We start from the raw sequence: 23,563 nt of genomic DNA, 5'->3' as shown, positions 1-23,563 counted from the left end.
CGGCCGTCCTTGTTTCGAGATGTCGCCCGCTCAGCCGTGCAGCTTGCCGGCGATGGTGGCGACGTGCTTGCCCTGGTAACGGGCTGCGTCGAGTTCCACCTTGGAGGGCTGGCGCGAGCCGTCGCCGTCGGTGATGGTGGAGGCGCCATAGGGCGAGCCGCCCTTGATCTCGTCCAGGCCCATCTGGCCCTGGAAGGCATAGGGCAGGCCGACGACGACCATGCCGTGATGCAGCAGGGTCGGCACAAAGCCGAGGATGGTGGATTCCTGGCCACCGTGCTGGGTCGCCGAAGAGGTGAACACCGAGCCGACCTTGCCGACGAGGCCGCCGGTGAACCACAGGCCACCGGTCTGGTCGATGAAGGCGCGCAGCTGCGATGCGACGGTGCCGAAGCGGGTGCCGGAGCCGAAGATGATCGCGTCGTAGTCCTTCAGCTCGTCGACGGTGGCGATGGGCGCCTTCTGGTCGAGCTTGAAGTGGTTCGCCCTGGCGATCTCTTCCGGCACGGTCTCGGGCACGCGCTTCACCACGACATCGGCGCCGGCCTCGCGGGCGCCTTCGGCGACGGCTTCGGCCATCGTCTCGATGTGGCCATAGGTCGAGTAGTAGAGAACGAGAACCTTTGCCATCTGCGTATGCTCCTTGCATCCTGGCGTGGCCGGCGGCCCGGCTGAGGTGTTGGCAGGAAGCTAGCGGCTCGGGCGGTGCACCGGAAGCACGATGATTGACAGGGTGGCCTTGCAGAAATGCAATCGGAAGGGCGGCTCCTGTCAGGAGTATGTCGACGACAAAGGGTAAGGTGCCGCAGCTTCTTGCCATCCGACGCCGAAACCCTTAAGCCCCCTCCCGTGGGAGCCCGTAGCTCAGCCGGTAGAGCACGTGACTTTTAATCATGGGGTCTCGGGTTCGAATCCCGACGGGCTCACCACTCTCTCAATTCCCCATTGATTTTCCATCACTTTTCCTCGCATTTCCCCAAACTTGCTGGGGCGGGTTGGGAACCTACGATCGTCCCTTGTCCCGACGGCCGACAATGGCGCTACCGCGATCCCCCGATTGTCGCCACGGTGTCGCCGCCGAAGCGAGAATCAGAGAAATGAGTGCTGTCCGGCCACTGCTGCTTGCGGAGGCATCCGTTCTCTTAGACCGCCGGCCTGGCCGACCTATGCGGGCAAGGTCGGCATCCGTATCTTGATCCATTTCACCCATGACTGGAGCTACCATGACCCCCACCGAACTCCAGTCCGCCCTCGCAAGACTGGACCTTTCGCCTGCGGCGCTGGCTAAGCTGCTCGGTGTGGACGTCCGCACGGCCCGTCGTTGGGCGACTGGTGGAAAGCCGATCCCCGATAATGTGGCGGCGCAGCTCACGGCGATGGTCCTGGCCGGTGGCGTGCCGACCGAACTGGTCGAGCGACGCCCGAAGGTCGAGGACGAGGAGATCACGCGCTTCCAGTGGGTTCGGCGGCAGGGCGAGCAAGAATGGACCGTCGCGGAGCACGACCTCATCGCCGACGTGTTCTACCTGCCGGGAAGAGTCGAACGATATACAGCCTCGGAGCTGGTGCTTGGCCCCACAATCGAGGTGCCAGAGGCATAAGCGTCGGCGCCGATACGGCGTGTCCTGGCCGATTCCGGACAGATCACTGAAGCGTGGCTCGACGCGACGGCCGTCCGGCTCAATTCGCCGGAGTTCGGGGCCTTTGGCGAAGGCGATGTCGCGATCTTAGGGCAGCGTGCCGACCAAGCGGCAAGATGTCGGGGGCGACCGCAGGATGCCCGCTTTCAGGTGTCGCCCTTCGTTGCCCAATCCTACCCTTCGGCCGTCTCACCCAAGGACAGCCGCACTTCGGGAACGAGCAGGCTCGGGTCTTGCTTCGACAGACACTGGTCGATCCCGATCGCCTCGAGGGTCAGCAAGTGTTGGCTCTCGAGAGCCTGGGTGCCCTGTTCCATCTCCATATAGACTTGGAACGGAACGCCCAGGCGATCAGCCAGCGCCTCCGGAGGCATCTGCCATTTTTCCCGCATCGCCGTGAGCTTCCTCGAATCGACCACACCGTCATCGGCCGATGCCTGGCTGTCTGGCGCGCACATGAACGTCGCGATCAGCAGCGCGGCAGAAATCCTGAACTTCGAAAGGCGCGTGGCGTAGGACATCAGTGGGTCTCGTGCGAACAAGGCGTTGGAGGACGAACCACCGCGCTCGAATTTTGTTCCGCTGATGGCACGACCGAACAGTAGGCGGCAGGGTGGGGCGGGTATTGTTGGATCCACCGCATCTTGTCTGGAGGCGCGACAGCTGCGGTTCGCGTGGGCAGCCTGGCGGCCTCCTGACTCGTCGCGTGGTCGGCCTCGGGTGCTTGGCGCGCCTTGCCGCGCGGCGGCTTGGCAGGGGTGGGGCAGGCCTCGACAGCGCGGCGAGATGATCAAAGCTCCAGCTTCAGAGATCGGAACGTTGCGGCGAGATGGTCGATGAACGCCCGCACTGCGGGCGGCAGGCCCCGGCGCGTGGTGAAGACGACATGGACGATGCCGATCTGGCCGCCCCAGCCGGGTAGTATCTGAACGAGGCGGCCGGCTGCGAGGTCGTCGCGGCAGATGTGGTCGGGCAGCAGGGCGACCCCGAGGCCCGCCGCGGCGGCGGTGCGCAGCGCCGCGAAATCGCGGCAGGTGAGACGCGGCTCGTGCCGGAGGCTGAAGGTCGCGCCCTCCGGCCCGGCCAGATCCCAGGTGATCTCGCCGGTCTCATCGCTGGAGCCTAGGGTCGGCAGGCGGGCAAGTCCCGCGATGCCGGCATCCCCCAGCATAGTCGCCCATGCCGGGCTGGCGGCCAGGATACGCCGCGAGCGGCCCAAGCTGCGCAGGGTGAGCGCGGCGTCGGTGGTGATGTCCACCCGCACCCGCAGCGCGACATCGATGTGGTCGGCGATGAGGTCGACCGGCTGGTCGGCAATGATCACCTGCAGATGCACCTTCGGATGACGCGAAAGAAACGCCGGCAGGCCCGGCGACAGCACCTCCACCATGCCGGCCGGGCAGGCGAAGCGCACCCGTCCGCGCGGCTCGCTCTGCGCCTGCGCCACCAGCGCCTCAGCCTGCTCGGCCTCCTCCAGCATGGCGCGACAGCGGGCATAGAAGGCCTCACCCACCTCGGTGACACGGAAACGTCGCGACGATCGTTCGATCAGCCGGACGCCGAGCTGCGCCTCAAGCCCGGCGATACGGCGGCTCAGCCGGGACTTCGGCAGGCGCAGGGCACGCCCGGCGGCAGCGAAACCGCCGTGTTTCACCACCTCGGCGAAGAAGGCGTAGTCGTTGAGATCCGGCATGGCGCGTCGATCATCGTTCCAGTGGTGGAACGGAAGGTGCCATATTCACCGTCTACACGCATCATCGTTCCTGTCCGATATCTCTCGACATGAAGCGCGACACATGATGGTCGCAGAGAAGGAGACAGACGATGGACAGGTTCAGCAAGAAGGTCGTGGTGGTCACCGGCGGCACCAGTGGTATCGGGCTCGCCACCGCGAAGGCGTTCGCGTCCGAGGGGGCATCGGTGTTCGTGACCGGCCGGCGACAGGAGGCGCTCGATGCTGCGGTGAAGGCGATCGGCGGTGATGTGACAGGTGTCCGGGCGGACATGTCGAAGCTTGCCGACATCGACCGTCTCTATGATGCCGTCCAGCCGCGCCATGCCCAGATCGACGTGGTGTTCGCCAATGCCGGCGGCGGCAGCTTCGCGCCGCTCGGCGCCATCGACGAGGCGCATTTCGACGAGACTTTCGCCACCAATGTGAAGGGCGTGCTGTTCACCGTGCAGAAGGCGCTGCCGCTGCTGCGCGACGGCGGCTCGGTGGTGCTCACCGGCTCGGTGACCGGCTCGACGGGCAACCCCGCCTTCAGCGTCTACAGCGCCACCAAGGCGGCGGTGCGCAACTTCGCCCGCAACTGGATCCTCGATTTGAAGGACCGGCGCATCCGGGTGAACGTCGTCAGCCCCGGCGTGATCGACACCGCCGGCCTCAATGATCTGTTCGGTGGTGGGGCTCAGGCGGAGGGGGTGAAGAACGGCATGCTAGCCTCCATTCCCGCAGGCCGCGTCGGCCGGCCCGAGGACGTCGCCGACGCCGTCCTGTTCCTCGCCTCCGGCGCTGCCAGCTTCATCAACGGCGCCGAGCTCTTCGTAGACGGTGGCATGACGCAAATCTGAGAGCAGGGCGGCGGCTAGGCGGCGGGCCGTATCGCGGCGCTGCGCGAGGTCGGCGGCGTCGCCTGAAAGCGGCGGTCAGCCGACATGCTATCGCCGGCGGCTCATTCCCCGAGCAGGTTTGCCTTCACCCGTGCGAGATGGCGGGCGATGGCAGCCTCCGCCTCGCGCCCGTCTCGCGCGCGCAAGGCGGCGACGATCTCGCGGTGCTCCTGCCGGTAGAGGTCGCGGCGCTCGGCGGTGATGGAGCGGCGCTTCAGCTCGCCCCATTCGGCGAGGTCGCGGGCGGCGGTGATGGTGGCGTAGATCGCCACCATGAGCCGGTTATGCGTCGCCTCGGCGATGGCTTGATGCAGTTCGGTATCCCATCGCTCGAAGTCCTCGAAATCGTCGGCCGCCTCGGCCCGGCGGTTGCACATCTCCATGCGCTCGAAATCGGCGGCGGTGGCGTGCATGACGACCAATTGGGCGAGGCGCGGCTCGACGATCTGCCGCGCCGCCATGATCTCGGTCGGGCTGGCATCGCTGGCCCGCGTGGCAGGTTCGGACACCGGCTGTGTCTCGGCGACATAGGTGCCGGAGCCGATGATCCGCACCACCTTCTTCTGCGCTTCCAGCACGGAGAGCACGTCGCGCACGGCCGAGCGCGGCACGCCGAGCTTCTCGGCGATCGCCCGTTCGGTCGGCAGCTTGGCGCCCGGCCCATAGGTGCCCGAGCCTATGGCCTGCTCCAGAAAGCCCTGAACCAATGTCGTCGGCTTGCGGTCGACCAGAACGCTATCCATGGGATCTCCGTGGCATCTCTTGCATTTGGTATACCAATAGGTCGGAGCCGGAACAAGAACGTGATGAGGGATTTACGAGAAGCCGTGGCAGGAACAAAGATCTCTGGTTGACATTTGGCGAACCAATATGGCCTCATATGGTCAAATTGGTCAACCAATAAAGGGCCGAGCATGAAATTCGCCACCTATGTCCATCAGGGGAAGGAAAGTGTCGGGCTCGTCGACGCCGAGGAGCAACGCATCTATCACGTCGACGCCGCCGACATGGTGGACCTCATCGCCCGCTACGCCGAGATCGCTCCCGCCATCCGTATGAACGGCAACGGCGCCGACCTCACCGAGGTGAAGCTGCTGGCGCCGATTCCGCGTCCGCGCCGCAACATCTTCTGCGTCGGCAAGAACTACCGCGACCACGCCAAGGAGTTCGCCAATTCCGGCTACGAGGCCGGCGCGGTGAAGGGGGCGGAGATCGACGAATATCCCGCCGTATTCACCAAGCCCGGCACCTGCGTCATCGGGCCGGGCGACGCCGTCGACACCCATCCCAACGTCACCAGTAAGGTCGATTACGAGGTCGAGCTCACCATCGTCATCGGCAAGGGCGGGCGCGACATCTCGCGCGCCGACGCCTTCAAGCACATCTTCGGCTACACCATCATCAACGACGTCACCGCCCGCGACCGGCAGAAGAATCACAAGCAGTGGTTCCTCGGCAAGGCGCTGGACACCTTCTGCCCGATGGGGCCGTGGATCAGCACCGCCGACGAGCTCGACGCCGAGAACCTTCAGGTGAAGACCTGGGTGAATGGCGAATTGCGGCAGGACGCCAACACCCGCGACCTGATCTTCGACATTCCCGGCCTGATCGAGACCATCTCGGCCGGAACCACGCTGGAAGCCGGCGACCTCATTGCCACCGGCACGCCGGCGGGCGTCGGGCTCGGCTTCAACCCGCCGAAATTCCTCAAGGCCGGCGACAACGTCACCATGTCGATCAGCGGCATCGGCACGCTGAGCAACCCCTTCGCCTGATGTCCTGGCCGATGTGCCGCCCGATGCCTTGCCTGACGACACACCTATGAGGATCCGCATCCAGACTGCGCGGGGATAGGCCCGCGCAGATCAAGCCGAAGCGCCGAAAACAGGCGCCGGCCCCGGGAGGAAAAATGGCTCTGCTTACTCTCGCGCAGCCCTCGCGCGCGACCGCCTTGCCGCGTTGGCTCGGCCTCGAGGGTCTCGTCATCGGCGGCGCCATAGCGGCACTCGTCATCCTCGTGGTCTTGCCCGTGCTGTCGCTGGCGACGGCGAGCATATGGGATGGCGGGATCACCGGCCGCTACTTCACCACCGCGCTGAGCAGTACCGCCAATCTCAGGGCGCTCGGCAATTCGCTGATCCTCGGTGCCTGGACGGGGTTGATCAGCATCGTCATCGGCGTACCGCTGGCCTGGGCGGTGAGCCGCACCAATGTGCCGGCCAAGGGGCTGATCCAGGTGACGGCGACGCTGTCCTATTTGTCGCCGCCCTTCCTCACCGCCATCGCCTTCGTGAACCTGTTCAGCCCCAATGCCGGCATGGCGAACGTGTTCCTGCGCGAGGTGCTGGGCATCGACGTCGCCTTCAACATCTTCACCATGAGCGGCCTCGTCTTCGTCACCGTGCTGCACACCTTCCCCTTCGTCTATCTGCTCGCCTCCTCGGCGCTGCAATCGGTGGATGCGTCTTACGAGGAAGCGGCGCAGATCCTCGGCGCCTCGAAGCTGCGCACGGCCATCACCATCACCCTGCCGCTGGTGGCGCCGGCGGTGCTGTCAGGCACGCTGCTCGCCTTCGTCAACGCCATCGCGCTGTTCGGCTCGCAGGCGATCATCGGCCTGCCCGGGCGCATCGTCACCCTGCCGACCCGCATCTACGCGCTGTTCGACTACCCGCCGCAATATGGTGTCGCCTCGGCACTGTCGCTCTTGTTCATCGCCATCACGGTAATCGCGCTCTATCTGCAGCGCGCCTTTCTCGCCCGCCGCTCCTATGTGACGCTGGCCGGCAAGGGCGCACGCCCGCAGCTGATGGATCTCGGCGGCTGGCGCTGGCCGCTCTTCGCGCTCAGCGTCGTCGCCTTCGTGATCGCCATCCTGCTGCCCTATGGCACGCTGATCGCGGTGTCGTTCTCCAAGAGCTGGGGTCTCGGCTTCTGGCAGAACCTGACGCTGGAGAATTACCGCTTCATCCTCATCGACTACGACGTCACCCGCCGGGCGATCCTCAACAGCCTGCTGCTCGCCACCATCGCCGCCACCTTCTGCGTGTTCCTCGGCGCGATGATCTCGTGGATCGACCTGCGCACCAAGCTGCCGGGCCGCAAGCTGCTCGACTACGCCGCGCTGATCCCGCTCGGTCTGCCGGGCATCGTCATGGCGGTGGCACTCTTGCAGTTCTGGCTGAAGATGCCGATCGCGCTCTACGGCACCTTCGCCATCCTGCTGCTCGCCTATGTCGGGCGCTACGTGCCGCTCGGCGTGCGGGCCGCCAATTCCTCGCTGCGCCAGATCGACCCCTCGCTGGAAGAGGCGGCGCAGATCCTCGGCGCCTCCTGGGGCACGCGGATGAAGGAGATCACCCTGCCGCTGATCAAGCCCGGCCTGTTCGCCGGCTGGCTCTTGGTCTTCGTGCCGGTGATCCAGGAGCTCTCGGCCTCGATCCTGCTGTTCTCATCCGAATCCATCACCCTCGCGGTGGCGGTCTACAACCTCTACGAGACCGGCTACACCGAGCCAGTGGCCGCCCTCGCCATCGTCAACATGATCATCATCGCCGCAGCGATCGGCATCGCCCGCCGGTTCGGCGGCAGCCGTATCGGCCTCAAGACCGGCGCGTGAGGGAAACGGAAAAATGGCTGGAATCCAGATCAACGGCCTGTCGAAGTTCTACGGCAGCAAGGAGGGTGGTGCCGCGGTCAGCGGCCTCAACCTCGACATCAAGGACAACCAGTTCGTCACCCTGCTGGGCCCGTCCGGCTGCGGCAAGACGACGACGCTGCGCCTCATCGCCGGCTACATCACCCCGGATGGCGGCACCATCCGCGTCGGCGACCGGGTGGTGTCCTCGGCGGAGGGCGTGGCGCCGCCGGACCAGCGCGGCATGGGCATGGTGTTCCAGAACTATGCGGTGTGGCCGCACAAGACGGTGTTCGAGAACGTCGTCTTCGGCCTCAAGCTGCGCAAGATCCCGGCCGATCAGGCGCGGCGTAAGGTGCTCGACGCGCTGGCCATGGTGAACCTCGCCGGCCTCGAGAACCGCCTGCCCAACGAACTGTCCGGCGGCCAGCAGCAGCGCGTCGCGCTGGCCCGCTCGCTGGTGGTCGAGCCGGGCATCCTCCTGCTCGACGAGCCCCTGTCCAATCTCGACGCCAAGCTGCGCGAGAAGATGCGCACCGAACTCAAGCAGCTGCAGCGCCGCACCGGCATCACCTTCGTCTATGTGACGCACGATCAGGCCGAGGCGCTGGCGCTCTCCGACCAGATCGCGGTGATGCATGGCGGCGAGCTCCAGCAATATGGCTCGCCGGACGACGTCTATCGCCGCCCCGCCAACAAGATCGTCGCCGACTTCATGGGCATCGTGAATTTCCTGCCCGGCGTTGTCGTGGCGGGCACGGGCGCCAAGGTCCCGGGGGAGTCCGCGGGCCGCCTCGCGGTGGCGGTCGACGGCGTCGAGGTGCCGGCCCCGGTGCACGTCACCTTCTCGCCCGGCCAGCCGGTCGATCTCTCGGTGCGGCCGGAGAATGTGCGGCTCGGCCTCGGCGAGGCGCCGGGGGCACTCACCGCCACCGTCACCGACATGACCTATCTCGGCAATCTCGTCGAATACTGGCTGCAACTCGACAGCGGCACCACGCTGCGCGCCCAGACGCATCCGCTGGAGCGCTTCGCGGTCGGCGACCGCGTCAGCCTCGCCATCGACGCCGCCGATTGCAGCGTCTTCCCGCGTGCCGGCGCCACCCACTGATCCGACAGAAGACTCCAAGGAGATCGACCATGTCCACCAATACGGCCCTGAAGCCCACCCCGCGCGGCGATGAGCACTGGACCAAGAACGGCGACGCCGAGCTGTTCCTGTGGCGCAAGGCACCGGAAGCGGGGGCCAAAGGGGCTTCAATTCCTGGCACCGTGCTGTTCGTACACGGCTCGTCGATGGCCTCGCAGCCGACTTTCGACCTGCAGGTGCCCGGCCGACCCTATTCCTCGGCGATGGACTATTTCGTCGACAAGGGCTTCGAAACCTGGACCGTCGACCTGCGCGGCTATGGCCGTTCCGACAAGCGGCCGGGCACGCAGGCCACCATCGCCGAGGGAGCCGAGGACCTCACTGCCGCCACCGACTACATCATGAACGAGACCGGCGCGACGGACTTCCTCGTCTACGGTATCTCGTCGGGTGCGCTGCGCGCCGCCACCTTCGCCCAGAACCATCCGGAGCGGGTGAAGCGCCTGGCGCTTGACGCCTTCGTGTGGACCGGCGAGGGCAGCCATACGCTGGACAACCGCCGCAAGAAGCTGCCGGACTTCCCCGTCGGCGGCCGCCGGCCGATCGACAAGGCCTTCGTCTACTCGATCTTCAACCGCGACCATCCCGGCACTGCCGAGGACAAGGTGATCGAGGCCTTCGCCGACGCCATCACCTCGCTCGACGATTCCATGCCGAACGGCACCTATATCGACATGTGCACCCGGCTGCCGCTGATCGATCCGGCCAAGATCACCGTGCCGACCCTCGTCATGCGCGGCGAATATGACGGCATCGCCGGCTTCGACGACCTTATCGAGTTCTTCAAGAAGCTGCCGAATTCCGACAAGCAGTTCGCGGTGATGCCGGGCATCTCGCACGCCTCGTTCCAGCAGAAGAACTACATGCTGGTCTATCACATCCTGCATGCGTTCTTCACGCAGCCGGAACCACTCTACCGCGGCGAATAGATCGCGGATCTTCGACCGGAAACGCCAAACAATAACAAGCAATCGTCAGGAGGAACACATGAGGACGCTTATCGGCCGGCGCGGGGTCACTCTCGCGCTCGGCCTGCTCGCCGGCGCCGTCGCGCTGCCGGCGCTCTCCCACGCCCAGGACGCCGTCGACATGGCCAAGGCGAAAGCCGAGGGCAAGGTGGTCTGGTACACTTCGACGCCGATCGAGCAGGCCAACAAGCTCGCGCGGCTGTTCGAGCAGCAGACCGGCATCAAGGTCGAGCTGTTCCGCTCCGGCGGCTCGGCGATCCTGCGCCGCTTCAACCAGGAGGTCTCGGCCGGCCGCGTGGCCGCCGACGTGCTCACCACCTCCGATCCTTCCGCGTCCAACGTCATGGCCGAGCAGGGTCTGTTCGTGGCGTTCAAGCCGGTGGATTTCGACAAGATCCCCGACGCCGCCAAGGACAAGGACGGCAACTGGATCGGCCAGCGGCTGAACCTCATCACCATCTACATGCGCGGCGACAAGGTGCCTGAGGCCGAGCGTCCGAAGAAATGGACCGACCTCACCGCCAAGACCTACGACAAGAAGCTGGTGATGACCGATCCGTCCTTCACCTCGCTGCAATTGTCGGTGGTCGGGACGCTGTCGGAGAAGCTCGGCTGGGACTACTACAAGCAGCTTGCCTCTAATGACGTGATGGTGGTGCAGGGCAACCAGCAGGTCTCCGACAATCTCAAGCGCGGCGAGCGGCTGATCGCGGTCGGCGCGCTGGATTCCTATGCGGCGGAGGATCGGGCGAGCGGGCACGAGATCGTCACCGTCTATCCCGCCGACGGCACCTTCGTCATTCCCTCGCCCACGGCGGTGGTGAAGGGCGGCCCGAACCCCGAGGCCGCCAAGGCCTTCGCCACCTTCATGATCGGCCCGGATGCGCAAAAGATCTTCCCGGCGGACGGTGGCTATGCCGCACGCAGCGACATCGATCCGCCGGCCGGAAGCCCGAAGGTCGCCGATCTGGTGATCATCCCGGTCGACTACGCCGCACTGGAGAAGAAGGCTGCCGAGGTGAAGGACGAGTTCAACGCGATCTTTCGTTGAGGTGTCGTCGCGCCGGACCGCAGCGGCGTGCGTGATCGGTTCGATGGCCGGGCTCTGCCCGGCCATTCGTGTTCAGCGCGGCACGCCAGGCGCGCCGCGACGCCACGCCGGCCTCGTTGCCGGTACGAGCGGCCATGCACGGCCCTTTCTTCGCCGCGACGCCGGTGCCAGACTGCCGACAACGTTGCGGGGTTGGATCTGGGATGGATCAGGTGGCGGCGCCTCGGGCGTCGGGAAGCAGAGCGGAGGCGGCTAGCGGCGGTGGTGCTGCGCCCGCCTTGGCGAGGCTGTGTCGCCTGGCGCGAAGCCTGCTCAAGACGACCGCCGCCGTGCTGGTTCTCGAAGACGGCGAAGGCTGCTGGATCGATCTCGACCCCGCTGCGGATCCGGTCCTGTGGTCTTTTGCTCCCACGCTGGTGGTGCGGACGACGCCCGGCACGGTCAGCGTCGCCGACACATGGCAGGACGCCGCCTTCGCCGAACTCGCCGCGGTCACCGGCGCGCCGGGGCTGCGATCCATGGCGAGCGTTTCGGTCGGGGCCGGTGGCCGGCTGGCCGTGTTCGATATCCGCCCGCGCCAGCTGGCCGTGTCCGACATCGACCAGCTGGTCGATCTCGCCAATCTCGCCGGCGAGGTTCTGTCCCTGGAGCAGCGGGCGCGGCTGGCGGAGGAGCGCGGGGCGGATTTCCGCCTGCTCGCCGAAACCTCGACCGACACCATCGTGCGCGGCGATCTCGACGGCATCCGCCTTTATATCTCGCCCTCCGTGCGGACGCTGCTGGGCTACGAGCCGGAGGAACTGGTCGGCCGCCGCGCCGCGGAGATCGTCCATCCGGAAGACCGCGTGGGTTTCGCCGAGCTGATGCGCAGCGTGCGCGCCGGGCACCTCACTGTCGGCGTCGTCGAGGTCCGCCAGCGCCATCGTGACGGTTCCTGGGTGTGGATGGAGGCCTCGCTGCGCCTCACCTATGACCGCGTCACCGGCGAGGCCAACGGCTATGTGGCGTCGGTGCGCGGCATTGATCGGCGCAAGCAGGAAGAGGCACGGCTGGAGCATCTCGCCTCGCATGACGCGCTCACCGGCCTGCCCAACCGCGCCTTGTTCGATCAGCATCTCGCCCAGGTGGTGGCGAGGTTGCGCGACGGTGGCCCCCGCTTCGCGGTGCTCTACATGGACATCGACCGCTTCAAGCAGATCAATGACGGATTCGGGCACCGGGCCGGCGATGCCGTGCTGCGCGAGGTCGCGGGGCGCCTGCGCGCCGCGTTGGCGCCGGGCGATGTCGTGGCGCGGCTTGGCGGCGACGAGTTCGCCATGGTGCTCATGGAGGACGGCGCCGCGGCGGATACCGCCGCGGTGGCCGGACGTCTGATCGCGGCATTCGCCGAACCGTTCGCGTTCGAGGGCATGCCCGTCACCCTCGGTCTGAGCATCGGCATCGCGCTGGCGCCGGACTGCGGCGAGGATCCCGAGCCGCTGGTCGCCGGCGCTGACCGGGCACTCTATGCGGCGAAGCTGGCCGGGCGGAACACCTTCCGTCTCGCCGCCGGCATTGGCACGCCTGCCGCGCCCACGAGCTAGTCGCGCCACCCTGTGATGGGTGACTGTCGATAGGCGAGGGGGGCGCCAGCGCGCCGCGGCCTAGGCTGCGCACCGTGGCCGCCCCCTATCCCGTCCCGGCGGATCAGGACGAAGGAGCGGGGTGTTCGGTAGCTAAGTTCAGTCGACAGAGCCGGCGGCAGGCCAAGGCTCCTTCATGGAAGGTAAGCGAACCAAGCCACCGACATGCCACATCGCGGCGCGTTCTTCCCGGTCAGTCCGGGCGGTAGTCTGTCGCCAGGCGAATGTCGGAAACGATCTTGTCCGCGAGCCGGGCGGCGGCGGGGGACAGCTTGGTATCGGGCAGGGTGATCAACGCCATCTTGCGACGGATCGCCGGCTCGATGCGGACGATGCGCGCTGTCGGAGACTGCGCCCGGATGAGTGACGAGGCGGGGAGAATGGCGGCGCCCAAGCCAGCTTCCGCCATGGCCACGATGGTCTGCGACTTCATGAACTGGAAGCGGCTCGCCACCGATAGGCCCCTTGCGCGAAGCGCCACCTCGATGCAGTCGCGGATCGCCGTGGCGGGGCTCGAGAGGATGAGCGGAACGCGCACCAGTTCCTCGAGGGTAACCGCCGGCTGCTGCGCCTGCGGATAGTGCGCGGGGATGAGGGCCTGAAGCGGTTCGACGAGGATCGTCTCGAAGGATAGCGTGGCGTCGTCCTTCTCCGGCCCGATGGCGAAGTCGACTTTGCGGTTGACGACCGCGTCGAACAGGTCGCGCGAGGTGAGCTCGCTCACCGTCACCGCGATCTGCGGATGGGTTTCGACGAATTCGGCCAGCACCTTCGGCAGATAGGTGGAGGCGAGATTCGACGATGCGGCGAGCGAGAGCTGCCCGCGCTTGAAGTCGGCACTCTCGCGGATGCGTCTGATGCCGAGTTCAAGCTCGTAGAGAGCCCGCCGGGCGCTCTCGTAAAGCTGGTGCCCTTCTTCCGTGAGCCTCACATGGCGGGTCGTGCGCTCGAAGAGCCGCAGGTCCAGTTGCGCTTCGAGCTGCATGATCTGGGCGCTGATCGCCGAATGGGACCGATTCAGCATTTCTCCGGCTAGCCGGAAGCTTCCCTGATCCGCGACCGCGAGGAAGCTCTGCAGCAGTTTCATGTTCACGTTGAGGGGACCGGCGATGTCCATCGGGCGCTCGACTGGTTTGGAAAAGCGACCAATCGGTAGGATTTTCGACTTTGTGTGTCCAGTCGCCACGCTCTATCGTTCCCAGACATCCATCAGGAGCCCCGGATGATTGCCGTGGGTTCCCGGAATGGAGGCCGGAAGTCACGAGCCGATGCCGTCTTCGGCGACGTGCTTCCCAATGCCAGAGACGGGCACGCCAATGCTCGCCGGTACAGCCTTGAGGCACACGGCTTATTGCCGGTTCGTCCTCAGGCTCGATAACAATATTCGAGAGGAAACGATGCGCAGCATCTCCGGTCCGCTTTCATCGATGCCGCAGGACTTCGTGCGCCGGCTCCGCGCCGCGCGTCGATGAGAGACGACGGCAACGGACGCGATCGTCGTCCGGCTCGTCTTTCGACCCATCATTCGCATCACCCCTGACACGAGCCTGAAGCGGCGGTCCGCTTCCGGGCAGGTCAGCCGGCGTGGCGTGCCCCGGCCGGCGGTCGCTTTCGCAAACGTGGCGCGGCTTCGCTGCGATCGCATCCTTATTATAATACCATCAATCAAGCTGTCGCATGACGGCGGGAGGAGTGAGACGATGTTGATGAAGACCTTGACCCGCGCTGTGGCGCTTGCCGCTCTTCTTGCGCCGGCATTTGCGGGATCGGCGGACGCGGACAGCTTCGTCTATGTGTCCAATGCCAAGGATGGCAACATCTCGACCTATCGCTTGCACGAGGATGGCCGGCTCGATCCGGGCAAGTCCGTCGATGTCGCGCCGCTGGTCATGCCGATGACGGTCCATCCCGATCATACCATCCTCTATGCCGGCGTTCGCTCTGAACCCTTCCGGCTCAAGGCCTATCGCATCGATCCGGGTACGGGCGGGCTCTCTCCGCTTGGCGAGACGCCCCTGCCGAACAACATGCTGTACCTGTCGATGGACCGGACCGGCCGCTATCTGTTCGCCGCCTCGAACAGCAGCAATCTGATCGCCGTCTTCGGCGTCGACGCGACGGGCAAGGTGTCCGATGCTCCGCTGCAGGTCGTGAGCACCGCCAACTATCCGCATGCGATCCGCATCGACGCCGATAATCGCTATCTCTACGTGCCGACGCTCGCCGCCAACGGCGTGGAGCAGCTGACCTTCGATGCTGCCGGCGGCAAGGTGGCCTACAACACGCCCGAGCGCGTGAGCACCGGCGACGAGAAGGGGCCGCGGCATTTCGTGATCTCCCCGGACAACCGCCAGCTCTATGTGGTGAGCCAGTTTCGCGGCGAGGTGATCGCCTTCTCCATCGATGCCGCCACCGGGCGCCTGACCCGCATCGGCGAGGTGTCCGGCCTGCCGGGCAATACGGATCTGCACCCCGGCCAGGAGCGCCCGCCGGTGTCGGGCCAGGGCGTGCTGCCGCCCGATCCCAAGGCGATCTGGGCCGCCGACATCCACATCACTCCGGATGGCCGCTTCGTCTACATGTCCGAGCGCACCACCAGCCAACTGATCGGCTTCCGCCGCGACGAGAAGACGGGACAGCTCACCTATCTGGGAGCCACCCAGACCGAGGCCCAGCCGCGCGGCTTTGCCATCGACCCCAGCGGTCGCTATCTGGTCGCGACCGGCGAGAAGTCGGACCAACTTACCGTCTATGCCATCAACAGCGAAGACGGCACATTGGCCGCGCGCGGTCGCTACCCGGCCGGCAAGGGCGCGAACTGGGTCGAGATCGTCGCGGCCCACTAGCCGGCGGCGCGATCCGGCCGCGACGTCGCTCCCGGCGGAACGGCGATCGTCGAGGCAGATCCGAGGGGTTTGTCGGCCGACGAAAGCCAGCGCCGGGCGACGCCCGACGAACGGCCGGCGCGAACGACTAGCCATCCCCGGCGGCGCCGTCGGCCGCCTTGCGCCGGGGATGGTTCAGTATCCCGGCATCCTGCCTGACCCGCATCGGCGGCTCATGACGTGCGGCCGCCCTCTGGCTCGGCGGCGAGTTGCGCTTGCGCGGCCCGAACGAGCCGTTGCAACGCCGGGCGCGCCGGCGCGAAGAACGTCGTGCCGGTATGCGGCGTCGAGACGTCCAGCAGCCGGTCATAGGCGCCGGGCGGATCGCCGACATACATGCGCTCGAGCATCTTCTCGACGACCCAGAGATAGCGGGAATAGCCGATGAAATAGGTGCCGAACTCCCGCTGCCCCGGCCGGCCGAACGGCATGTTGTCGCGCAATATGTCGTGCTCGTTGCCGTCGGCATCGACGATGGTGGCCAGCGATTTGTGCGATTTGCGCGGCGCGTCGTCGTCGTCGATCTCGACATTGTCGATCTTGGTGCGGCCGATGATCGCCTCCTGGAGCGGCGTCGGGATCCGCGCCCAGGCATCGAGATCGTGCAGATATTTCTGCACCACGACATAGCTGCCGCCCTCGAAGCCGGCATCCTCGTCGCCCACCAGCGCCGAGGCGGGCAAGTCGAGACCGGTCGGATTGGCGGTGCCGTCGACGAAGCCGAGAAGATCGCGCGCGTCGAAATAGCGAAAGCCCGCGACCTCGTCGACCACCGTCACGCCGGCACCGAGAGCGTCGAGCAGCAGTCGCTCGAACTCGAAGCACAGATCGGTACGCTCGGCGCGGATATGGAAGAGAAGGTCGCCCGGCGTCGACGGCGCCTTGTGGACGGCGCCCTCGACCGGCACGAACGCTTTCAGTTCCCGCGGCCGGCTGCCGGGCTGGAGGCGGTCCCAGAGGTCGCGGCCGATCCCGACGATGCAGGACAGCCGGCCGGCCAGATCGCGGAACCCCACGGTCTTGACGAGATCGTCGAGGCCGTCGAGCACCGAGCAGACCTTCGCCAGCGCAGGCGGCCCATCCGTGACGGAAAGGACGAGAAAGACCGCCGCGCGCGAAAGCGGCGCATCGATGCTCTGGGCGTCGATCGGCACCCTGTCCCAGCTCTTTCCCGTCATCCCGGCGGCTCCCCTTGTGTCTGGAAGGACTACAAACGCGATGTCGGCCTTTCGTCCAGCGCTTATCGGCGGTCCGCGCGCCGGGTCGGTCCGCCACGACCGATGCCGGGCCCGCCACTCGCCTGCCGGCTTTCGGGAGGGCGGCGGGTTCGAACAGCGTCAGCCGGCTATTCGGTGTGAAGCGGGCGCGCGGCTTGGGCGTCATGGTCTCTGGTCGCCGGCTGGCCGTATGTGAAGATGTTCTGCGACACCGTTGAGACCGACCTCGGCGCGGGTCATCGCGACATCGAGCCGTCGGCGATCCTCGTCGAGATCATCAGACGTTGCCGGGAGCGGGCTCGCCATGGCTGAAGTCCTCGGCTTGTCGGCCTGTGCGAAGCGGAAGCCGGGCCTTGTTCCGGATGTGAGCTTTCCGCAGGCATCGCGCATTGACCGGACCCCGCCTTTAGGTAACCCTGCCTTCCGTTGCTGGGGGATGCTTAATGACTGGGCTGGCTACACAGACGCTCACCGGCGGTCGCCACGGTGTGGGGCGATCGTCGTCGATGCATCGGCGGCCGCGCTCCCGGCACCGGTTCTGGCTGCAGGCGACCACGGCTCTCACCTCGGTGATGCTTCTCGGAGCCTATCCGTTAGCCGGCCATGCACAATCGATCACGGGCAGTGGAAGCGTGTCCCCCGCGGTGCCGGCGTCGCCGCTGCCGCAATGGGATGCCGGTCCGGTCCTCGTCGTCGGCCAGCATGGAACGGGGACGCTGGACGTTGTCGAGGGCGGCCAGCTGAGCAGCTCGATCGATGATCCCGGTTTTGTCGGAACCTATGTCGGCTATGCGGGAGACGGCGACGGCAGCGTGACCGTCTCCGGCACGGATATGGGCGGCGTGCCCTCCAGCTGGCAGAATGGCGGCTTCCTGTCGGTCGGCTATTACGGCATCGGCACGGTCGACATCACCGACGGCGCCCAGGTGACCAGCCTGTGGGCCAGGATCGGCACCAATGCCGGCAGCGCCGGCACGGTGACGGTGTCGGGCACCGACGTCTTCGGCAACGCTGCGACCTGGGCCACCGGGCCGGTCATGATCGGCCGGGCCGGCACCGGCACGCTGACCATCGAGAACGGCGGACGGGTGGAGATCGACGGCTCCTGGTCGATGCTCGGCTGGCTGCCGGGCTCGGCGGGAACGCTCAATGTGATCGGCAGCGACGGCGCCGGCCACGCCTCGACCTTCGAGGGACCCTCGACCTTCCGCGTCGGCTATCAGGGCACGGGTGCGCTGAATGTGACCGATGGCGGCCGGATCACCACCGGCGAGAGCAAGATCGGCTTCCGCACCGGCTCGTCCGGCACGGCGCTGGTGTCGGGGACGGATGCCGACGGCAACGCCTCGCTGTGGGAGAATACCGGCGCGCTGGTGGTCGGTTCGCAGGGGCAGGGCACGCTGACCATCGAGGACGGCGGCCGCGTCACCAGCCTGTCGGGCGTCATCGGCGAATATTCGGGAAGCAGCGGGGTCGTCATTTCCGGCTCCGACGCATGGGGCAATCCCTCGACATGGCAGATCGCCGGAACGGGGGGCGGGCAGCTCCTGGTCGGGCGGGGCAGCACCGGAACGCTGACGGTCGACAGCGGCGGGCGCCTGGAGAGCAATGCCGCCTATATCGGCACCATACTCGGCAGTGTCGGCGCGGTGACGGTGTCCGGCACCGACACCAACGGTAATCCCTCGACCTGGACGAACGCCGACAACCTTTATGTCGGCTACAAGGGCAGCGGCACTCTCACGATCGACGGCGGCGCGACGGTGACCAGCCGGCGGGGCGTCGTGGCGGATCAATATACGCAGACGGGCCACGTGCATGTGTCGGGCACCGACGCTGACGGCAATCCCTCGACCTGGGAACTTACCGGCCCTCTGAAAGGGAACGAGGGGTACTCTGCCGATACGAACTCCACGCTGATCATCGGCCACAACGGCGCGGCTTCCTTGACCATCGACGGTGGCGGCCTGGTGAAAAGCCAATCCACCGGCATCGGGGCCAATGCCGGCTCGGTCGGTGTCGTGCATGTCTCGGGTACCGACGCTAGCGGCAATCCCTCTACCCTCGACAGCGGCTCATTAAAGCTCAGCGGCGGCCGCGACATGAGCACAAGTCTGACGGTCGACGGCGGCGGCCATGCCGTCAGCACCGCGGTTACCATCGGGATGTACGGCGGTTCCGGACAAGCGACGGTGTCCGGAACGGATGCATGGGGTAATCCGTCAACATGGCAGATCGGCGGCCTTAGCCTTGGCACCAACGGGGTCGGCCGTCTGACCATCGCCGAGGGCGGCGAGGTCGACGTCTCGGTCGGCGTGACGATCGGGTCGAACGACTACAGTGGAGCCGCCATCGTTGCAGGCACTGATGATGCCGGCCGGTCGTCGTCGCTTAACATCGCGGGCAAGCTGACGGTAACGCGGAACGGAAGCCTCACCGTCGAGGATGGCGGTCTGTTGTCGACCGGCAGCGCCCTCGTCGACGTGGGCAACCCGACGTACGGGGGGCGCGTCACGGTGTCAGGCGCCGGTTCCGCGAATCGCTCGACATGGACGAATGCGGGGGAGCTCAAGGTCATCGGCGCGGTGAATGTCGAGGACGGCGGCAGCGTCGTGACCGGGCAAACCATCATCGGCGAGCGTTACGTCAACACGGGAACCGTCTCCGTGTGGGGCGTCAACGCCGATGGCAGCGCATCGAGCTGGCAGACCGGTACCTTGTCCATGCCTACCGGCTCCGGCAAGCTGGCGGTCGCGGAGGGCGGCCAGTTCTCCGTCACCAAACAGGCCACCATCGCCTACAGCTCCATCGAAGTGCGGGGCGGCGAGGGCGATACCCGCTCGACATTCGAGGCCGGAAGCCTTTCGCTTACGGGGAGCGACGGCACCGCCCTGTCCGTCAAGGATGGTGGCATCGTCGACGTCGCCGGCAATTCGAGCCTTTTGACCGGGGCGGTCGTGTCGGGCACGGATGACGAGGGCCACGCCTCGACCTTCAATACGACCGGGACGCTTGCCGTCGGTAACTCGTCCAACGCTGGCCAGCTGGTCGTCACCGATGGTGGACAGGTGAGCAACGCGGCCGGGTCGATCTCCGGCATCAATGGGAGAGACAGCCTCGTCACGGTCTCCGGCGAGGGTTCGCTCTGGCTTAATTCGACCAGCCTTCGGATCGGCACCAACGGCAAAGGAACGGGTCTGTTGACGATCGCCGACGGTGGTACCGTCGCCGTCGAGAACGGTGCCGGCGGTGCCGGCGTGGTCGCGCTGGCGACACCCGTCAACAGAGAAGGCATCATTTCGATTGGATCGGTCGCCGGCGAGGCGCCCCGCGGCGCCGGGCAGTTGCAGGCCGCCAGCGTGGAGTTCGGCAACGGAGCCGGTACGCTCACCTTCAACCATACCGACATCGACTACGAATTCGCCCCGGCGCTCAAGAGCGTGGGCACCGGCGCGCATGCGATCAACCAGCTCGCCGGCGTGACGGAGCTGACCGGAGACAGCTCGGCGTTCACCGGCACGACCACCGTGTCGGGCGGCACGCTCATCGTCGCCGACACGCTCGGCGGCAGCGCATTGGTCACCGGCGGCGGTGCGCAGCTAGGTGGAACGCTGCAGGTCGATGGCAGTTTCCTCGGCGATGTCTCGGTCAGGAAAGCCGGTGTCGTTTCCGGCTCCGGCACCATTGACGGCGATGTCGGCTTCCAGGATGGGCGCCTCGCCGGGGCGCAGGGCCGGACGCTGACCGTTACCGGCGACATGACGCTCGACGATACCTCGCAGGTGGACGTCGCCCTCGGTGCGGCGGTGCCGTCTCCGGAACTGTTCGCGGTGGGCGGCGATCTCGCACTGGACGGCGAGCTGAACATCACCGACGAGGGTGGCTTCGGCCTCGGCGTCTATCGCCTGTTCAGCTATGGCGGCACGCTGACCGACAACGGCCTCACCATCGGCGTCTACCCGGCGGGCATCGACTACAGTTCCCTGTCGATCCAGACGTCGGTGTCCCATCAGGTCAATCTCGTCGCGACGGACGGCACGTCGCTGAGCTTCTGGGACGGCGGCAATGCCGCCGGGCACGGCAACGGCGCGGTCGATGGCGGACCGGGCGTCTGGGACGCCGCCGCGAGCAACTGGACGACTGGCGACGGCACGACGAACAATCCCTATCTCAACCCGAGCTTCGCGGTGTTCCAGGGCACGCCCGGCACGGTGAGCGTGGACAATTCGCAGGGCGCGATCCGCTCCGCCGGCATGCAGTTCGCCTCCGACGGCTACCGGATCGAGGGCGATCCAATCGTGCTCGCCGCGTCGGAGACGATCATTCGGGTCGGCGACGGCACCGAGGCGGGAAGCGCCTTCATCGCGACCATCGCCGCGGACCTGACCGGCGACGCCAGCCTCGTCAAGACCGACAAGGGAACCCTCGTCCTCACCGGCAGCAACAGCTACACGCTCGGCACCGTCATCCGCGACGGCACGCTCTCGGTCGCCTCGGACGCCAGCCTCGGCCAGTCGTCGGGCTCGGTGCTCCTGGACGGCGGCACGCTGGCGACCACCGCCGACATGGCCTTGACCCGCGATCTCGTCATCACCGCGGCTTACGGCACCGTCGACGTGCAGGCCGGCACCACGCTGACGCCCAAGGACATCACGGGCGACGGCGACCTCAAGAAGACCGGCGAGGGCACGTTGAGCCTGCTCGGCGCGTTCAATGCCACCAATTCCTACCGCAACACCCTGGTGGAACAGGGAACGCTGATCGGCACCTACAGCTCGATCCGTGGCGACGTCAGCAATGCCGGCACCGTGGTGTTCGACCAGGCGACCAATGCCAGCTTCGCCGGCAATATCGGGACCTATAACGGCGTCGCCGGCACCATGGTGAAGCGCGGGATCGGCGAACTGACGCTCACCGGCACCTCCACGCTCGACTGGACGCTGGAGGACGGCACGCTCCACACGGAGTCCGGCCGTTTCACCGGCGACGTCGCCATCGGCTCCTCCGCCACGCTGTATTTCGACGAGACGGCGGTCTCAAGTGCCTATAACGGCCGCATCTCCGGAACGGGTGCGCTCCACAAGACGGGCAATCTCAGCTTTGTCTACAATGGCGACGGATCGGGCTTTACCGGCCTGACCACGGTCCACACCGGCTCGTTCCGCGTCGGCAGTTCCTCGATCTATGGCGACGCCGTTCTCGGGGGCTCGTTCGACGTGCTCGACCGCGGGACGCTTGACGGCTGGGGCACCGTGGGCTCGGGCGCCGGCAGCACGGTGACGCTGTATGACCGGGGAACCATCGGCACCAATCTCACCGTGAACGCCGACGTGGTCATGCAGAGCGGCTCCATCGTGGCCCTGTCACGCACTGCGTCCGGTACCGGCAGCGACACGCTCACGGTGACCGGCGACGCCACCCTGGAGAGCGGCGCATCGCTGGAAATCACGTCGGACAGCGGCATCGCGCCGGGTTCCAGCTTCACGGTCCTGAGGGCCGGCGGCACGTTGTCCGGCCAGTTCGATACGGTGGAGGCGAGCTTCGCCTTTGTCGACACGCAGGTCGCCTATGACTATGCCGCCGGCACGGTGGTTGTGGAGCCGACGCGCAACGACACCGCCTTTGCCTCCGCCGCGGCCACCGACAGCCAGGCGGCCACCGCGGCGGCGATCGACAGCATCGGCGTGGGAGCCGACAATGCGGTCTATGACGCGGTGGCGATGCTGCCCGACGACCTGGCGCTGGTGCGCTCCAGCTTCGACCAGCTCTCCGGCGAGATCCATGCCTCGGCGAAATCGGTGCTGATCGAGAACAGCCATTTCCTGCGCGATGCCGCCACAGCCCGGCTGCGGGCGGCCTTTGGCGGCGTGGCGACGCCGGCGAGCCCGGTCATGGCCTATGACGGCACCACGCTGAAGGCGGTCCCGGCCGATACGGCCGGTGGCGCCTTCTGGGCCTATGGCTTCGGTTCCTGGGGCAGCTTCGACGCCGCCAACGGCGCCGACGCCCTCAACACGGACATTGGTGGCGTCATCCTCGGCGCCGATGCGCCGGTCGGCGATGTCTGGCGGCTCGGCGTGCTCGCCGGCTATTCCTCCGCCTCCTTCGATCCGGTGGGCAGCACCGCCTCGGGTGACAGCACCGATTGGCATGCCGGGCTCTATGCCGGCGGCCAATATGGCGCGCTCGGAATCCGGCTCGGCCTTGCCTATAGCTGGAGCGAGATCGAGACCGCCCGCGCGGTGGCGATTCCCGGCTTCTCCGACAGCCTGAACGGCGACTACGATGCCGGCCTGTTCCAGGTGTTCGGCGATGTCGGCTACCGCTTCGACGCCGGTCCGGTCGGCTTCGAGCCCTTCGCCGCGCTGGCCTATGTCCGGCTCGACACCGACGGTTTCACCGAGCAGGGCGGGGCGGCGGCGCTGAGCGCGGCGGGCGAGACCACCGACACCACCTTCTCGACGCTGGGGCTGCGAGCCTCGCTGCCGGTGATGCTGGGGGCGGCGGAGGCCGTGCTGAACGGCTCGGTCGGCTGGCGGCACGCCTTCGGCGACGTGCTGCCGGCGGCGACGTTGGCCTTCACCGGCTCGGATGCCTTCACCGTCACCGGCGTGCCGGTGGCCGAGGACGCGGCGGTACTTGAGGCGGGGCTCGATTTCACCCTGTCGCCGGACGCCACGCTCGGCGTCGCCTATCAGGGCCAGTTCGGCGGTGGTGTCACGCAGAACGGATTCACCGCCAAACTGTCGGTGAAGTTCTGAGGCGCCGGAAGGCACCGGT

The 23,563-nt window shown here is 66.8% G+C and carries 16 protein-coding genes and 1 tRNA gene; 11 read left to right on the top strand and 6 right to left on the bottom strand.

What is annotated here, in order from left to right:
* Positions 1 to 30: 30 nt before the first annotated feature.
* On the bottom strand, positions 31 to 630 hold the full coding sequence (gene wrbA / locus LGR54_RS23090) for an NAD(P)H:quinone oxidoreductase type IV (protein ID WP_230364312.1): 600 nt from the start codon (positions 628 to 630) through the stop codon (positions 31 to 33).
* Positions 631 to 853: 223 nt separating this feature from the next.
* On the opposite strand from wrbA, the gene LGR54_RS23085 reads away from it, so the two are divergent.
* Positions 854 to 929, top strand: a tRNA-Lys gene (locus LGR54_RS23085).
* Positions 930 to 1,223: 294 nt separating this feature from the next.
* Complete coding sequence (locus LGR54_RS23080; RefSeq protein ID WP_230364311.1) at positions 1,224 to 1,601, top strand: DNA-binding transcriptional regulator; 378 nt, start codon at positions 1,224 to 1,226, stop codon at positions 1,599 to 1,601.
* A gap of 212 nt (positions 1,602 to 1,813) precedes the next feature.
* Here LGR54_RS23080 and LGR54_RS23075 read toward each other — a convergent pair whose 3' ends face one another.
* Together LGR54_RS23075 and LGR54_RS23070 are read right to left on the bottom strand one after the other, a co-directional pair.
* Positions 1,814 to 2,161, bottom strand: coding sequence for a hypothetical protein (locus LGR54_RS23075; protein ID WP_230364310.1), 348 nt, complete (start codon positions 2,159 to 2,161; stop codon positions 1,814 to 1,816).
* A 269-nt stretch (positions 2,162 to 2,430) separates the two neighbouring features.
* Positions 2,431 to 3,333, bottom strand: a complete 903-nt coding sequence (locus LGR54_RS23070) for a LysR substrate-binding domain-containing protein (RefSeq protein WP_230364309.1) — start codon at positions 3,331 to 3,333, stop codon at positions 2,431 to 2,433.
* Positions 3,334 to 3,464: 131 nt separating this feature from the next.
* On the opposite strand from LGR54_RS23070, the gene LGR54_RS23065 reads away from it, so the two are divergent.
* A complete protein-coding gene (locus LGR54_RS23065; protein WP_230364308.1) occupies positions 3,465 to 4,214 on the top strand; it encodes an SDR family NAD(P)-dependent oxidoreductase in 750 nt (249 codons plus the stop codon).
* 101 nt (positions 4,215 to 4,315) lie between these two features.
* Here the strand turns inward: LGR54_RS23065 and LGR54_RS23060 are convergent, their stop codons facing one another.
* Complete coding sequence (locus LGR54_RS23060; protein ID WP_230364307.1) at positions 4,316 to 4,996, bottom strand: FadR/GntR family transcriptional regulator; 681 nt, start codon at positions 4,994 to 4,996, stop codon at positions 4,316 to 4,318.
* Positions 4,997 to 5,167: 171 nt separating this feature from the next.
* Here LGR54_RS23060 and LGR54_RS23055 point away from each other — a divergent pair, with 171 nt between their 5' ends.
* From LGR54_RS23055 to LGR54_RS23030, 6 genes are all read left to right on the top strand, one after another.
* The gene (locus LGR54_RS23055; protein ID WP_230364306.1) at positions 5,168 to 6,028 is read left to right on the top strand and encodes a fumarylacetoacetate hydrolase family protein; all 861 of its coding nucleotides are present in this window, start codon (positions 5,168 to 5,170) and stop codon (positions 6,026 to 6,028) included.
* 134 nt (positions 6,029 to 6,162) lie between these two features.
* Entirely contained in the window at positions 6,163 to 7,872 is a 1,710-nt protein-coding gene (locus tag LGR54_RS23050) for an iron ABC transporter permease (protein ID WP_230364305.1), read from the top strand.
* A gap of 13 nt (positions 7,873 to 7,885) precedes the next feature.
* Positions 7,886 to 9,001 carry an ABC transporter ATP-binding protein gene (locus LGR54_RS23045; protein ID WP_230364304.1) on the top strand — a complete coding sequence of 372 codons (1,116 nt, stop codon included), beginning with the start codon at positions 7,886 to 7,888 and terminating at the stop codon, positions 8,999 to 9,001.
* A 29-nt stretch (positions 9,002 to 9,030) separates the two neighbouring features.
* Entirely contained in the window at positions 9,031 to 9,969 is a 939-nt protein-coding gene (locus LGR54_RS23040) for an alpha/beta hydrolase (protein WP_230364303.1), read from the top strand.
* A gap of 58 nt (positions 9,970 to 10,027) precedes the next feature.
* Entirely contained in the window at positions 10,028 to 11,059 is a 1,032-nt protein-coding gene (locus LGR54_RS23035; RefSeq protein WP_230364302.1) for an ABC transporter substrate-binding protein, read from the top strand.
* A 329-nt stretch (positions 11,060 to 11,388) separates the two neighbouring features.
* A complete protein-coding gene (locus LGR54_RS23030) occupies positions 11,389 to 12,642 on the top strand; it encodes a sensor domain-containing diguanylate cyclase (protein WP_230364301.1) in 1,254 nt (417 codons plus the stop codon).
* Between the two features lie 232 nt (positions 12,643 to 12,874).
* Here the strand turns inward: LGR54_RS23030 and LGR54_RS23025 are convergent, their stop codons facing one another.
* A complete protein-coding gene (locus LGR54_RS23025) occupies positions 12,875 to 13,798 on the bottom strand; it encodes a LysR family transcriptional regulator (protein ID WP_230364300.1) in 924 nt (307 codons plus the stop codon).
* A 502-nt stretch (positions 13,799 to 14,300) separates the two neighbouring features.
* Here LGR54_RS23025 and LGR54_RS23020 point away from each other — a divergent pair.
* Positions 14,301 to 15,527: a beta-propeller fold lactonase family protein gene (locus tag LGR54_RS23020; RefSeq protein ID WP_230364299.1), complete on the top strand. Its 1,227-nt coding sequence runs from the start codon at positions 14,301 to 14,303 to the stop codon at positions 15,525 to 15,527.
* Between the two features lie 212 nt (positions 15,528 to 15,739).
* On the opposite strand, the gene LGR54_RS23015 is transcribed toward LGR54_RS23020, so the two are convergent.
* A complete protein-coding gene (locus tag LGR54_RS23015) occupies positions 15,740 to 16,744 on the bottom strand; it encodes a Dyp-type peroxidase (protein ID WP_230364298.1) in 1,005 nt (334 codons plus the stop codon).
* Positions 16,745 to 17,415: 671 nt separating this feature from the next.
* On the opposite strand from LGR54_RS23015, the gene LGR54_RS23010 reads away from it, so the two are divergent.
* Entirely contained in the window at positions 17,416 to 23,544 is a 6,129-nt protein-coding gene (locus LGR54_RS23010) for an autotransporter domain-containing protein (protein ID WP_230364297.1), read from the top strand.
* Positions 23,545 to 23,563: the final 19 nt, after the last annotated feature.

Origin of the sequence: Ancylobacter sp. Lp-2 (assembly GCF_020523795.1) — a bacterium.
Taxonomy (GTDB): domain Bacteria; phylum Pseudomonadota; class Alphaproteobacteria; order Rhizobiales; family Xanthobacteraceae; genus Ancylobacter.
This window is presented reverse-complemented; position numbering and strand designations above follow the sequence as displayed.